This is a genomic window from Agarivorans sp. Alg241-V36 (assembly GCF_900537085.1).
Lineage (GTDB): Bacteria > Pseudomonadota > Gammaproteobacteria > Enterobacterales > Celerinatantimonadaceae > Agarivorans.
Genome location: NZ_UNRE01000005.1, coordinates 257,887 through 272,856, shown reverse-complemented (window position 1 = coordinate 272,856; position 14,970 = coordinate 257,887). Strand labels below are relative to the sequence as shown.

Genomic DNA, 14,970 nt, shown 5'->3' with positions numbered 1-14,970 from the left:
CTTACTTTTCACCAAACTGAATTTGATGTAGCTGGAAGTAGTCACCCTGATTTGCCATTAACTCAGCATGGCTGCCCTGCTCAACCACTACACCTTCATCAAGAACAACAATCATGTCTGCGTTTTCAATAGTTGATAAGCGGTGAGCAATCACAATTGCGGTTCTATCAGAACAAACCCTGTCAATTGCTTGCTGAATTTTTCGCTCTGACTCAGTATCAAGCGCTGAGGTGGCCTCATCTAGAATCAGTACTGGCGCATCTTTTAGTAGAGCTCGCGCAATTGCGATACGTTGGCGCTGTCCACCAGAGAGCATCACGCCTTTTTCACCGATAACAGTATCAAAGCCATCTTCAAACTTTTCAACAAAGCTGGTTACATTGGCCATCTCTGCCACACGCTCAATGTCTTCACGGCTGGCATTCTCGTTAGCATAACCAATGTTCTCGGCAATAGTGCCGCTAAACAAGTGGACTGTTTGCGAAACTTGCGCAAATTGCTCACGTAAGTTCTTGAGTTGGTAATCTTGAACTGGAATATCATCAAGTAATACTTGCCCAGATTGCACTTCATAAAACTTGGGCAACAAGCCTGCGATGGTTGATTTACCACTACCAGAGCGCCCTACCAGTGCAACGGTTTGGCCAGCTTCAATACTGAGATTAATCCCCTTAAGCACAATTTCATTTTTAGTGGGATACTTGAACTCAACATTTTCTAAGTTGATTTTACCCTTAGCACGTTTAGTAACATGGCTACCGGTATCAGTTTCAGTATCCATATCCATTACGGTAAATAAGCTGGTACAAGCAGCCATCGCTCTTTGTACATCGTTATTTAGCTGGGTAATTACTCTTAATGGTTTTAGTAACATCATCATAGAGGTAACAATGATGGTAAAGGTACCTGGGCTTAGTTCTGCCACCAGCTCGGGTGATGATGCGGCAAACAATACAATCGACAAACCAATAGACGCAATGAACTGCACAGCAGGGTTGGCGATAGCACTTACTGTAGCCATTTTCATTTGCTGGCGACGAATCATATTACTTGCACTATTAAAGCGAGCTTCTTCTTTAGGTTGACCACCAAACGACAAAATTTCTTTATGGCCGTTTAGCATTTGCTCACTGGTGGTAGTCACGTTACCCACCGCGTGTTGCAGGTTGGTGCTAATTTTACGGAATCGGCGGCTAACCAAGCTGATTGCAAAACCCACTGGTGGACCAATAACAAAAAAGATTAGCGACAGTTGCCAGCTGTTATAAAACATAAGGACCAACAACCCAATGATGGTGGCACTTTCTCTCACCAAATTCACTAAACTTGCGGTAGCGGCCGTGCTCACTTGGTTAGAATCATAGGTAATTTTTGAAATAAGTGTGCCGGTTGGGTTTTTATCAAAAAACGATACCGGCATTAGCATTAAATGATTAAATATCTGTCGTTGAATTTTCATCACAAGGTGACCACCCACCCAAGACATACCGTAGCTACTGGCAAAACCACATATACCGCGCAGCAATACAATACCTAATACAAACACTGGCATGTAAGTCAATATTGCAGGGTTTTTACCCGACAAACCTTCGTCAATTAGTGGTTTGATGGAGTAAACAAAAAGCGTATCTACGGCGCCGTAACCTATCATGCCAATAATGGCGACAATCAAACCAATTTTACGGTCTTTAACGTAGCTTAATAAACGGATAAAATTAGCTTTTGTATTCGTAGCTGTATCTGGAATCATAAGAACAGAGTTATTCCATCGGAAAAATTGCCTTAGTTTAGCGGTTTATAGTCAAATCACCAACTGATGATTTGTCGGTACCACGGGCTCATTTTCAAATATCTATATGAATGAACTTGGTATGAACGGTCATCAATTTCAAGTTTTATTGCGCCATCTCGACCCGTTATGTACTGAGTACTAGCAGCGTAGCGCTTCAACACAGCGTTATGAGGGAAAGCAAAACGGTTAAAAGCACCACTACTATGAATCACCACTTCTGGACGTAGCGAATCAATAAAGCTGGCGGAAGATGAGCTATTGCTACCATGGTGAGGGCTTAGCATTATGTTTATATTTGTTAGACCAGCCTTAACTAGCTGCTGCTCCGCCAGTAGCTCAATGTCACCTGTCAGCAACAGGCTGGTATTACTGTCACTGATCTTTAATACACAAGAGCCATTGTTGCCATCGCCAAGATCGGCGAGATAAAAATCGAGTTGTAAGTTTCCCCACAACCTACTGCCTTGGCAATGCGCATCAGGCAAACGCTTATCTCTGCCATAGTATCGCTTGGCTTGCGGAAAAGTCTGTTCCAATACTTCTCGCCCACCAGCATGATCATTATCACCATGGCTAATTACAATGCTATCTACATGGCGAGTTCTTAGTTCTGCGATTAATGGCAGAATCACACTCTCAGCATAGCTAAAGCCACTACGAAACCTAGGTCCAGTATCGTAGATTAACGCTTCTCCTTGGTGCGACACCACTACAGCAAGCCCCTGCCCTACATCTAAGACGAACACTTGCCAATGCGCGTTCCCTTGACTTAGTCGGGAACCACTAGGTAGCAATAACAGTAACAACAGTGCCAAATACAAACGCTCTCGATAGAAAATGAGCAGTACTGCAGATAGCGGAAGTACCAACAATAAGCCGATAACCATCGATGAGGAGTTTAAGCTCACTGACAAACTAGCGTTTAGCCACTCTAAGGAGTGGTAAAGGTAAGAAAAAATGCTATCAATAAACTCCGCTAAGAGCTGGGCAAAACGGCTACTCATGCCTATGAGTAACATCAGCAATAACAAAGCGGGCACTAATACCAAGCTAAACAGTGGTACCGCCACTAAATTTAACAATAGCGCGGAGCTAGGCACTAAACCAAATAGCAATACTTGCAGCGGCATCATCAATAAGCCAATAGCCAATTGAATCAGTACTAACATGGCTAGTTTGTTTTTGGGTCCTAACCATAAACATAATAAAACGATGGCAACAGCAAGATAAGATAACCAAAAGCCATTGTTATAAAGACTAAAGGGCCAGATTAGCAAAATAAGAAATGCGCTCAGCAACAACCCTGAAGCAACCTTCCGGCGATTCCCCAACAATATAAATAACATCGAACAGCCGTACATTAACAGCGCTCTCATCATCGATAATTGCCAATTCGCCAGCCAACAAAATGCCAAACAGCAAAACAAGCTAAAGATGATTGGCGCTGCTTGATGGTGAACCCGAAATATCATATTCAGCAATTTTGCGAGTAACCATGACCAAAATGCAACGATGCCCAAATGCAATCCGGACAATACGAATAAATGACCGAGGCCAGCTTGCTGATATAGCTGTTTATGTTGCTGTGATAAAAGCCGTTTATCACCACTCATTAGCGCCAGCATTTCTCCTGAATATGGAAAGTGCTGCAACGAGTCAACCAGTTTTTCTAAGCCACTCTCTCGTAATGATGGCTGCTCATCTAGTAAGCGATAACTGATCAATTTACCGCGACCAATTATCGACTTAGACACTAACCACCTTGCATAGTTAAAGCCGGCAGGATTAATACTGGCAAATGCCGGTTTAAGCTTAACCTCAGCAACAATTGTTTGACCTGCGTTCAGCTCAACAAAATCCTTTCTGGACCGAGAATGATAAAGCGTTAATTTTGGCTGCCACAAGGCTATACTGGTTTTAGCATCTAAGTGATGCAGTTCTACAGTGACTTTTTGCCAGTATTGATTATTATCAACTGCCAAGACTTCACCAATTATGCTAAAGTTGGCCGTTTTTTGTTGGATAGTAACAAGCCATGACTGATAATACAGCGCGTGGCTAGTCATCCAGCACACACCAAATATGAAGCCAGCAGCCCAAAGCTTTCTTTTCCAAAGTAAAGCCAAAAGTGCAACGAAGCTAACATATAGAAGCGGTAGGCTAAGTAAGCTCGGCCAAAATAGTGATGAAGTCATTGCTAGCAAACTTGCTAGTAAAAAGGCATTCATATGTCATAAGAAGTTTATTATCAATAACAAACTATATGCCAAAAAAAACGATACAACGATTTATTCCTAAAACTGAAGATCTAAAAGCAAACAAGCATCTAAAATTTTTTGGTGATTGGCTACACAACCCCAATTTATGGCACCTTAATCGGCGCTCGGCTGCTGGGGCTTTCGCCATAGGTTTATTTGTAGCGTTTATTCCCTTGCCATCACAGATGATTATCGCAGCCGCTTTAGCCATTATGTTTAAGGTAAACTTGCCTCTATCAGTGGCTTTGGTTTGGATATCCAACCCCTTTACCATCCCGGCTATATTTTATTTTTGTTATTTGGTGGGTACCGGAATCTTAGGTCAACCTGTTGCTGACTATCACTTAGAGCTCACTTGGCATGGTTTAGAGCACTTGATTGCCACAATTGGACCAGCGTTTTTATTGGGAAGTTTGGTGAACGGTATTGTTTTTTCGGTGTGTGGGTATTTTGCTATTAACGCTCTTTGGCGTTACTCGGTAAGACGCCGTTATCGCAAACGCCGCTAAATATCACAAATTTAAAAGGAACCTTGCAGCTCCTTTTTTGTAGATATGAAAATCAACCGAGTTCTTGAGCCGGCTTAACTCTGGTAGCCTGCCAAGCTGGCCATATAGTGGCTAACATACTCAACAGCAAGGCCGCAGCCACTACCGCGATCACATCTGTCCAAATTAGCTTAACGGGTAGGAAATCGATAAAATAGATATCTGCTGAAAGCAGGCTATGACCTATTAGCTTTTCAACCAAACCAACTAGCTTTGGTAGGCCAAAACTGCCCAATACTCCTAGCAAAGCACCCCAGGCGCATCCCAATACACCATTATACGAGCCGTAAACAATAAAGCTCTTAAGCAGGGTTTGATCACTGGCGCCCATGGTTTTCAAAATAGCTATATCACCGCGTTTTTCGCTTACCGCCAATATCAAGGTAGATACAATATTGAAACTGGCAACTGCGACAATTAACAACATGATTGCGTACATGATAGTGCGGACGAGTTGAATATCTTGGTATAAATATCCGTGTTGGCGGATCCAGCTTTTGATATAGACCAATTGCGGAAAGGTTTTGGCTACCGAGCGAACAACCTCATCGGCCTGCAAAGGTTCGGCTACCCGCAAGCTTATTCCCGAGACACCGTCTTGCCATTTCATAAGTTCTTGAGCATAGGCTAAGTTAATAAAGGCCAATTGATTATCAAGTTGCCCTCCAGCCTTCATCAAGCCAACGACTTTCACTCTAACTCGCTGCGGCGAGCTTAATCGGTTTTGTTGATTAGCTTTAGGTAGTAACAGGGTAACTTGCTCACCTTCGGCTACATTAAGCAACTTAGCAATGCCCGAACCCAATACAATTTGCGGCTGTTTACTTGCCAGAGCTTGCCAAGCATCATCGCCCACATATTGATGAAGATTAGTTACATTTTTCTCGAGGCTTGGGTCTATTCCCTTCAGCGACAAGGCTTTCATCTGTTTGCCTTTTTGCACTAAGGCACTAAAGCTAACATAAGGCGCTGCACCCAACACTTTGCTATGTTCACTGGCACCGCTTAGTAGCTGTTGATGATCTATTAAGGGTGGGTTAACAGCCTCAAGTTCACCATGGCTTACAATTGCCAAAAAGCGGTCACGCAATTCACGCTCAAACCCGTTCATCACCGAAAGACCGATAATAAGCACAGCAACACCAAGCACAATGCCTAAGGTGGAAGAAGCCGAAATAAACGAAATAAAGCCGTTACTATTTTTGGCGCGGTGGTAACGCAAGCCAATAAAGAATGACAAAGGCAAACGCATCTTATTCGCCCTTGCTCACAAAGTTGCCATCTTGCATATAAGCCTGACGGCTAAACTTAGCCGCTAAGGCTAAGTCATGAGTAACCACAACAAATGCTGTATTTAAATCACGGTTTAATTCAAGAATGAGCTGATAAATAGACTCGGTACTATGGCTATCTAAATTTCCGGTAGGCTCATCGGCCAGCACTAAGCTTGGCTCATTAACCAAGGCGCGGGCGATAGCCGTGCGCTGACGTTCCCCACCCGACAGTTCTGCAGGTCGATGCTTTAAGCGATGACCTAGGCCTACCCGCTCTAATAAAGCTTGAGCTTTTTGCATGGCAGTTTTTTTAGCCATTCCTGCAATTAACAGGGGCATAGCCACATTTTCAATCGCCGAGAACTCACCCAGCAAGTGATGAAACTGGTAAATAAAGCCCAGCTTTTGATTACGCAATTTAGCCAGTTGCTTACTACTTAATCCAGCGATAGCTTGACCATCAATGTTTACCTCGCCTTTATTGGCTTCGTCTAAGCCACCAAGGATATGCAACAAAGTACTCTTTCCCGAACCTGAGCTGCCAACAATGGCTACGGCTTCGCCAGCATTCACCTCAAAGTCAACACCATGTAGTACTTCGGTTAGTTGGTTGCCGTCTTGGTAGGTTTTGTATATATCTTTTGCCACTAACACGGGCTGAGCTGTTAACTCACTCATATCGAAGAGCCTCTGCGGGATGGATTTTGCTGGCGCGCCAAGCGGGATAAATAGTCGCTACAATGCTTAATAACATCGCTGCAATAGTGATAAATAGAATTTGCTCACTGCGCTGTAGCACTGGTAAGCCGGCGCCACCAAAGTTGGCAGCGAAGTTAAGGCCAATGCCCGACATAACACTGTTAATGTTAGAACTTAACCACCAACCGCTTAAGGCACCAACGGCGGCACCAATACAACCGCTCCAAGCGCCTTGCATCACAAACACCATTACCACTTTGCCGCGTGATAAGCCCAATGTTTGCAAAATGGCTACGTCGCTGCGTTTTTCGCCCACCATCATTACTAAGCTAGATAAAATGTTGAAGGCCGCTACAGCAATAATTAAGCAAAACAACATGCCCATCATGTTCTTTTCCATTTTAACTGCGGCAAATAATTCACCGTAATAACGGCGCCAATCTTGAAATGCAATGGTATCTTGCTTGAGGCTAGCCGCAATGCTTTCTATTTGGAAAGGGTCATCGAGAAACACCCGCTGTTGGCTCACAGATTCAAGCGGTGAGCGCAGTAAACGTGCGCTATCCTCTATATTCACCAAGATAAATTGTTTGTCGACTTCAGCAGCAAACTCAAAAATACCCGATACTACAAAGTTACGTTGAGAAGGCATTTCACCTAAAGGGGTATACACTAATCTGTCGGTGGCGAGCAGCCGAATAGTATCGCCTAAACGCACACCCAATGCGTTAGCGGTACCAATACCAATCACTACCTTGTAACTGCCTGCTTGCAAACTATCAAGCTCGCCAATGAGCATCTTTTCACGCAGTAAAGCAGCATCCTTTTGCTGCTTCACATCAATACCCTGCATCATTGCTGCATGCAGGTTAGTGCTGCTTTGCAGTACCACTTCGCTAAGCACCAAGGGCGCACTAGAAAATGAGGATAAGCTATCGGGTAAAGTTTGCTGATTAGCAATGGTTAGGTGAGGAACCAAATTTAAGATACGTTGCTTCAATTGGTTTTCAAAGCCATTCATTACAGAGATAACCGTAATTAACGCGGCCACCCCTAAAGTAATACCCAAGGTAGAAAACCAACTCACAAACGAAGCAAAACGTTGCTGTTTGGCTCCTCGCGAGAACCGCCATGCAATAAAGCCAATTAATTTCATTGAAGCAACGGACATCCCTAGGCACAAAAAAACGCGCTAATCATACCGCGCGACCTAAAGGCCAACAAGTGACAAGCCTTGCTTAATCACATAAAAAACAAAGATATTCAGATTATTTGCATTCCGCTACGCAACTTGTTGTAATTTCGCCTTCAACTACGCTTTAAGCATGGTCTATTTGACAACTCGCCGCACGGCGCTTCTGGGAATGTATGCAGGAACAACAGTATTTTAGCGTTACTCATCAGCTTAATGTAAACCTTGAACCCATTGAGCAAAATGACTTACCTCAGTCTAGGGCGGCATTTGAAGCCAGCATTCCTGAGCCTTTTACCTTAGCCAACCCGGGGCAGCACCACTCTTTGCTTGGTTTGCGTGCCATTAAACAATTGGGTGAAGCTGGCGAACAGCTATTATCTTACTTGCAAGCCCAAGAGCAAAAGTTAAACCGAGTCTTAAGCTACGTATTAGTGCAACAAGACAGTCCAGAGCATCGCACGCTAAGTCACCAATTTGGCGGCTCAGAGATTCATTGCTTTTGGCCGCAAGCCTTAGAATCAAGTCAACTAGTAAGACTCAAGATTTTTCTACCTGAAGAATCAACCGCGGTTTATTGCTACGGCGAAGTGCAACAAAGCAAAGCTATTGCTCATCGCAGCGAGCACCTACTAGAAATAAACTACAAGTTGATTCGTGATGAAGATGTTGAAGCTCTGGTTAGAGCCAGTTTACACATTCAAAGCCAGCAATTAAAAGCTCGAGCCGACGCTCGCCAACAAGCCGATAAATAAGAGTTCTCAGTGTTACTAAATTTACCTTGCCCAGTTGATGCGGGCGACCAAAAGCAAGTTAGCAACTTACCCGGAAGCGCGCTTGCTTTTGTTATTCAAGAATACATCGCTCAACTTGATGCGCCGATTGTGATTCTTACCGAAGATACCCGTAGCGCCCTGCAAATAGAGCGTGAAGTTAATGGACTAAAGCCGCAGCGTGCATTGCACCTACTGCCAGACTGGGAAACCCTGCCCTACGATACCTTTTCACCACACCAAGATATTGTTTCGCAGCGTATTCTTAGCCTTAATCAACTTAGTCACGACAAAAACAGTGTACTTATTTCGCCCATCGCCACTTGGTTGCAACGCTGTGCTCCGGCAGAATTTTTAGCTAAACACAGCTTACAATTAAAGGTTGGCCAAAGCTTAAACCTCAATGCCTTTAAAGAACGCTTAGTGAGCGCTGGTTATCAACATGTTGACCAAGTGATGGAGCATGGCGAATTTGCGCTTAGAGGCAGCCTGCTGGACCTGTTCCCCATGGGCAGTAACCAGCCTTTCCGCTTAGACTTCTTCGATGATGAACTAGACAGCATTCGCGAGTTTGATCCCGATACCCAGCGCAGTGCAGAGCAACATAAAAGCATTACTTTGTTACCAGCTCACGAGTTTCCTACTGATGCTGGCGGTATCGAAACCTTCCGCCAACAATGGCGTGACCGCTTTGAACCAAGCCGAGATGCAGGCTCTATTTATCAGCAAGTTACCAAAGGCATCATGCCGGCGGGTATCGAGTACTATCTGCCGCTATTTCATAATCACACCGAAAGCTTAACCGACCAACTGGCGGCTAATACGGTGATTCTTAAAGTGGGCGATTTGGATCATGCAGGTAAGCAGTTTTGGCATGAATTAGCCGAGCGCTATGAAAACCGTCGCTACGACAAAGCCCGGCCAATTTTAGCGCCCGACGAGTTATACCAAAGCACCGAGCAGTGCTTTAAAGAGCTAAAACAATTTGCTGGTGTAAAACTGCATAAAGGACCAGCTCGTAATAGCCAAGGTAAACTGAACCTCGATGCCCACGCGTTGCCAGATTTAAGCGTAAATCACCGCTTAAATCTGCCGCTACAAGCCTTAAGCCATTATTTGGATCATCACCCGCAGCCTAAAACTTGTTTTATCGCCGAAACCGAAGGCCGACGCGAAGCCTTAAAGAATCTGCTTAGCCCGCTAAAGTTAAAAATTAAAGACGTAGCCAGCATTAACGACTTTTTAGCCAGTAAGGACAGCTTGGCGATGGTGGTTGCTCCCTTAGATAAAGGCTTTGAGCTAAAAGATCCCAACATTCAGCTAATCAGCGAAGTAGATTTGTTGGGCGATAAGGTTCGCGCCAAGCAGCGCAAGGCCTCAAGTAAAACACTTAATCCAGATGTACTAATACGCAATTTGGCCGAGCTCAGTGTTGGCCAGCCGGTGGTTCACATTGAGCATGGAGTGGGCCGTTACCATGGTTTAAGCAGCTTTGAAAATGGCGGAATAAAAACCGAGTTTTTAACCCTAGAGTACGCCAACGAAGCCAAGCTCTACGTGCCAGTTAATGCCTTGCATCTTATCAGCCGCTACTCGGGTGCCAATGATGAAACAGCACCGCTTCACAAACTAGGTAACGACCAGTGGCAAAAAGCCAAAGCAAAAGCGGCTGAAAAGATCAGAGACGTAGCTGCCGAACTATTAGAGGTCTACGCAAAACGAGCAGCTAAGCCAGGCTTTGGTTATGAGTTGGACGATAACGCTTATCAGCAGTTTTCCGCCGACTTTCCTTTCGAAGAAACCGATGACCAACAACAAGCGATTGGCGCAACCTTGCAGGATATGCAAACACCTAATGCGATGGATCGCCTAGTATGTGGTGACGTAGGCTTTGGTAAAACCGAAGTGGCCATGCGCGCAGCGTTTGTAGCAGTAAATGCCGGTAAACAGGTTGCCGTGCTTGTGCCAACTACCCTATTGGCTCAGCAGCACTTCGACAACTTTAGCGACCGCTTTGCCAATTGGCCGATTGAAGTGGCATCTCTATCTCGCTTTAAAACCACAAAAGAGCAAAATGCCGTGCTAAAAGAATTAGCAGCCGGCAAAGTTGATGTGATTATTGGCACTCATAAGCTGCTCAGTAAAGACGTCAAGTTTGCCGATTTAGGCTTGCTAGTAATCGACGAAGAACACCGCTTTGGGGTACGCCAAAAAGAACAAATTAAAGCGATGCGCGCCAATGTAGATATTCTTACCCTCACCGCTACGCCAATTCCTCGTACTTTGAATATGGCCATGAGCGGCATGCGTGACTTATCGATTATTGCCACGCCGCCAGCAAAACGCTTAGCGGTAAAAACCTTTGTACGCCAGCATGATTCGGCGCTAATCAAAGAAGCTATTAGCCGCGAGGTGATGCGTGGCGGCCAGGTTTATTTCCTACATAACAAAGTCGATACCATTGAACGCGTAGCCCAGGAACTTAGAGAATGGTTACCACAAGCACGCATTACCGTGGCCCATGGCCAAATGCGTGAGCGCGAGCTTGAACGGATTATGGGTGACTTCCACCATCAGCGCTTTAACGTATTGGTATGTACCACCATTATCGAAACCGGCATCGACATCCCTAGTGCCAACACCATTATTATTAACCGCGCCGACAATTTTGGTTTAGCCCAACTTCACCAGTTACGTGGACGTGTTGGCCGCTCACACCACCAGGCTTATGCGTATTTGCTCACACCACCGCCAAAACTAATTACTAAAGATGCTAAAAAGCGCTTAGATGCTATTTCGCAATTAGAAGATTTAGGTGCGGGTTTCACCCTCGCCACCCACGACTTAGAAATTCGTGGTGCCGGAGAGCTGTTGGGTGATGACCAAAGTGGACAAATTGAAGCGGTAGGCTTCACGCTCTACATGGAAATGCTCGATAGAGCAGTAACAGCACTTAAAAATGGCCATGACTTAAACTGGGACTTAAGCCAAAACGATCAGTGCGAAGTTGAACTTCGTTTGCCTGCTTTACTGCCCGACGATTACATCTTTGATGTAACCACTCGCTTAACCATGTATAAACGCATCGCTAACTGTGCCAACCAAGCAGAAATGCGTGAACTACAAGTGGAGCTAATAGACCGCTTTGGCCTATTGCCCGAACAAGCAAAGAATCTATTTGAAGTTCAAAAGCTGAAAATTGATGCAGAGCACTTGGGCATTAAACGCATTGAAGCAGGACCTAAAGGTGGCCAAGTTGAGTTTGCTGAAAGCACAAAAGTTAATGCCGCTTTTCTAGTAAGCCTGTTACAATCACAGCCAGCTATTTATCGCCTAGAAGGTGCCAACAAACTCAAGTTTGCAGTGCCTAGCGATAGTCCAGAACAGCGCTTAAGCTTAATCGAATCATTATTGGAGCAATTTACTGCCAATGCGACTAACTCTTAAAACCGCCCTGCCGCTATGTAGCTTAGCTGTAGTAAGCCTTATCAGCCTGCCAAGTTTCGCTCAAGAGGAGCCGCGCTGGTTTGACGTTGAAGTTATCTTTTTTAAACGCAACGTTGTAGAAAGTAGCCAAGAGTATTGGCCGCAGCCACAAAGCCTTAATGCCAGCACTAGTGAACCTTTATTAGCACCACTATTTGGTTGCAGCGAAGAGCAAGAACCTTGCATCGCGCCTCGCTTCGATAAGTTACCAGTAAGCATCGACGGTAGAGGCTGGCCAATCAGCGGCGCGACCAAACGCCAAATGCTCAGTAAAGAGCAGCTAGAGCTAAACGAAGAGTTTGCCAAGCTTACTCAACACGCTGCATTCACGCCCCTATTGCACTTGGGCTGGCGAGAAATTGTTGCCCCACGTAATCGCGCTAAACACTACCAGGTTCAAGCCGGCGAAGATTTTTCTACCCGATTCAATCAAGAAGGTCGCTTATTAGGCTCTGTGAGCTTTTCTAACGAGCAATATGTAGAAGAAAGTCAAAGCTTCGATTTGGCTGCTGAAAACATTTCGCTGTTCGATGAGCCCGCTACAGCAGTAGGCGCTTATGACGTAGAGCCTGAACCCGAGCCTGCAATTTGGGAACTTGAAGGCGGAATTCGTGTTTACCTGCAGCACTATCTTTATATTGAAAGCGAGTTACTGCTTAAACGTCCTGTTGAAGTAGAACTGTTGCTAAACGAGCCTGAACCTCAGCTTGAGCAACCTGCTGAATTACCACCACAACAAACTGTTATTGCTGAAGAGACCACAGTAGAAGTTCCTGACAATGTTGCCGTTGCTGAAGTTGTTGTACCCAATGAGGAACAGCAAGTGGTGGTGTTAAGTGCAGACGCCGAAACGGTAGAGCAAGGCAGCTTAATTAGTGAGTATCAAACCGAAGAGCAATTACACAGCTTTAAGTTCGATCAAAAACGTCGTGTTCGCTCTGGCGAAATTCACTACTTTGACCACCCACTAATGGGCATGTTGATTCAAATTCGTCGTAGCCCAGAAGAGGAAACGAATGCCTCAATAGAACAGGCAGACACCACAAGCGAATCAATTCAAGCAGCAGAACAATCTAGCTTAACAGAAGCACCAGAGCTTACTAGCGAACAAGCAAGCACCTCTGCTATGCCAGCTTCGTAGTTAGTGTTTCTTGCTAATCAACCCAGCGTGCTATTTGCTTGCGCGCTGTTAAGTAGAACGTGGCTGTTGCTGGCCATCGCTGCCAGCTCACGGCAAACCGGTGACAAGATCCTCGGTCTACTTTACCCTGATCATTTTTGGTTTTACGTTGGCTTAGCCATGGGCGCACTACCACTGACTCGGCTAATATTTCCCAAGCTTTGGCAAAAGCTTTCTATTCCCACCCAACTGTGGGGAATTCTTGTGTTATTGCTAGCTGACATTGCCATTCAGGTTCACGCCATCAATCTTAATTATTGGCGTTTTGAAGCCTTAAATGCTGTCACCCTTTGGCTCAGCTTAATGATGGCATTTATCGTGTTTAAATCAGCCTTAGAGAAGCAATAACAGCACCATTGCTCGTTGTAACTCGAGCTTCTCCACCAAGCCCTTAAACCAATAAAAAAAGCAGCCCTTGGGCTGCTTTAACTAATACTAAACTATACGCCTAGTGCAACTTAAGCTTAGGCCTTAATACTTGGTTAATTCGTCCTACCAGCATCATTAGCCCGGTTTTCATATAACCATGTAGGGCGATTTGGTGCATACGATATAAAGAAATATACATAATCCGCGCTATACGCCCTTCAATCATCATTGAGCCCTGCATCAAGTTGCCCATTAACGAGCCAACCGTTGAATAACGGCTTAGAGATACTAAGGAGCCGTGGTCTTTGTATTCAAACTCTAACAGTGGTTTTTCTTCAATTTGACGCACGATGTTTTTAAACACCAAGGTTGCCATTTGATGAGCTGATTGAGCACGCGGAGGAACAAAGCCATTTTCACCCATTGCGCAGCTAGCACAATCGCCAATAGCATAAACATTGCTGTCTCGTGAGGTTTGTAGGGTTGGCCTAACCACTAACTGATTGATTCGGTTAGTTTCTAATCCACCTAAATCCTTCATAAATTCTGGGCATTTAATGCCAGCAGCCCACACCATAATATCGGCTTTAATTAATTCGCCATCTTTGGTGGTTAAACCTTCTGGTGTTGCTTCTGTCACCATGGTTTTGGTGCGAACATCCACACCCATTTTTTGCAGTTCAGAATGGGCAGAGCTAGAAATGCGTACAGGTAAAGCCGGTAGAATTTTTTCACCGGCCTCAACCAAGGTTACCGCCAAACTAGAATGACTTAGGTTTGGTACGCCATAGGCGCGTAACTGATCTAAGGCGTTATGCAGCTCGGCAGAGAGTTCCACGCCAGTTGCGCCAGCGCCGACAATGGCAACGCGAACTTTTTCACCGTCTTGCGCTTCGTCATTTTGCGAGTACTGCAAGAAACGGTTAAGCATGCGGCGATGAAATAAATCTGCACGACTTGGGTTATCGAGGAAAATACAATTGTCTTTAACACCTTTGGTATTAAAGTCATTAGAAACTGAGCCAATCGCCATGATTAAATAATCGTAGTTAAGTTGGCGAGCGGGTAATACTTCTTTGCCCTCTTCCACCATTGGCTTTAAAGTCACCAACTGATCATCACGATTTACATCAGCCACTTCACCAAGTTGAAACTCAAAACCATGGTTAGCGGCATGAGAGCGATAACTAAGCGCATCAATACCGGCATCTAACGAGCCTGTGGCTACTTCGTGCAACAGGGGCTTCCAAAGGTGAGTACGGTTTTTATCTACCAGCACTACACTTGCTTGGCCTTTTTTCCCTAGCTTACGTCCTAAACGTGTCGCTAGCTCTAAGCCACCGGCACCACCGCCTACTACAACGATTCTAGTCATGCTTGCTTGTTTCCTTGTAACAAC

General features: G+C 45.0%; 11 protein-coding genes. 5 read left to right on the top strand and 6 right to left on the bottom strand.

Features of this window, described 5'->3' with window-relative positions:
* Position 1: 1 nt before the first annotated feature.
* A complete protein-coding gene (gene msbA, locus G6R11_RS13205) occupies positions 2 to 1,750 on the bottom strand; it encodes a lipid A export permease/ATP-binding protein MsbA (RefSeq protein ID WP_163133545.1) in 1,749 nt (582 codons plus the stop codon).
* A gap of 56 nt (positions 1,751 to 1,806) precedes the next feature.
* Positions 1,807 to 3,987, bottom strand: a complete 2,181-nt coding sequence (locus G6R11_RS13200; RefSeq protein ID WP_240352468.1) for a DNA internalization-related competence protein ComEC/Rec2 — start codon at positions 3,985 to 3,987, stop codon at positions 1,807 to 1,809.
* Between the two features lie 68 nt (positions 3,988 to 4,055).
* Between G6R11_RS13200 and G6R11_RS13195 the strand changes: the two genes are divergently transcribed.
* Positions 4,056 to 4,559, top strand: coding sequence for a DUF2062 domain-containing protein (locus tag G6R11_RS13195; RefSeq protein ID WP_163133543.1), 504 nt, complete (start codon positions 4,056 to 4,058; stop codon positions 4,557 to 4,559).
* Between the two features lie 52 nt (positions 4,560 to 4,611).
* Here the strand turns inward: G6R11_RS13195 and lolE are convergent, their stop codons facing one another.
* From lolE to G6R11_RS13180, 3 genes are read right to left on the bottom strand one after another with little or no spacing between them, the layout of a single operon-like run.
* On the bottom strand, positions 4,612 to 5,850 hold the full coding sequence (lolE, locus tag G6R11_RS13190; protein ID WP_163133542.1) for a lipoprotein-releasing ABC transporter permease subunit LolE: 1,239 nt from the start codon (positions 5,848 to 5,850) through the stop codon (positions 4,612 to 4,614).
* A gap of 1 nt (position 5,851) precedes the next feature.
* Complete coding sequence (gene lolD / locus G6R11_RS13185; protein ID WP_163133541.1) at positions 5,852 to 6,550, bottom strand: lipoprotein-releasing ABC transporter ATP-binding protein LolD; 699 nt, start codon at positions 6,548 to 6,550, stop codon at positions 5,852 to 5,854.
* Positions 6,543 to 7,727: a lipoprotein-releasing ABC transporter permease subunit gene (locus G6R11_RS13180; RefSeq protein WP_163133540.1), complete on the bottom strand. Its 1,185-nt coding sequence runs from the start codon at positions 7,725 to 7,727 to the stop codon at positions 6,543 to 6,545. The genes lolD and G6R11_RS13180 overlap by 8 nt, the downstream gene beginning before the upstream one ends.
* Positions 7,728 to 7,939: 212 nt before the next feature.
* On the opposite strand from G6R11_RS13180, the gene G6R11_RS13175 reads away from it, so the two are divergent.
* Genes G6R11_RS13175 through G6R11_RS13160 form a run of 4 tightly spaced genes read left to right on the top strand, consistent with a single transcriptional unit; the run spans position 7,940 to position 13,550 of the window.
* Positions 7,940 to 8,518 carry a hypothetical protein gene (locus G6R11_RS13175; protein ID WP_163133539.1) on the top strand — a complete coding sequence of 193 codons (579 nt, stop codon included), beginning with the start codon at positions 7,940 to 7,942 and terminating at the stop codon, positions 8,516 to 8,518.
* 9 nt (positions 8,519 to 8,527) lie between these two features.
* Entirely contained in the window at positions 8,528 to 11,983 is a 3,456-nt protein-coding gene (mfd, locus tag G6R11_RS13170) for a transcription-repair coupling factor (protein WP_163133538.1), read from the top strand.
* A complete protein-coding gene (locus G6R11_RS13165) occupies positions 11,967 to 13,163 on the top strand; it encodes a CsiV family protein (protein WP_163133537.1) in 1,197 nt (398 codons plus the stop codon). The genes mfd and G6R11_RS13165 overlap by 17 nt, the downstream gene beginning before the upstream one ends.
* A 3-nt stretch (positions 13,164 to 13,166) precedes the next feature.
* Positions 13,167 to 13,550, top strand: coding sequence for a DUF2919 family protein (locus tag G6R11_RS13160; protein WP_163133536.1), 384 nt, complete (start codon positions 13,167 to 13,169; stop codon positions 13,548 to 13,550).
* 100 nt (positions 13,551 to 13,650) lie between these two features.
* On the opposite strand, the gene G6R11_RS13155 is transcribed toward G6R11_RS13160, so the two are convergent.
* A complete protein-coding gene (locus tag G6R11_RS13155) occupies positions 13,651 to 14,946 on the bottom strand; it encodes an NAD(P)/FAD-dependent oxidoreductase (protein ID WP_163133535.1) in 1,296 nt (431 codons plus the stop codon).
* Positions 14,947 to 14,970: the final 24 nt, after the last annotated feature.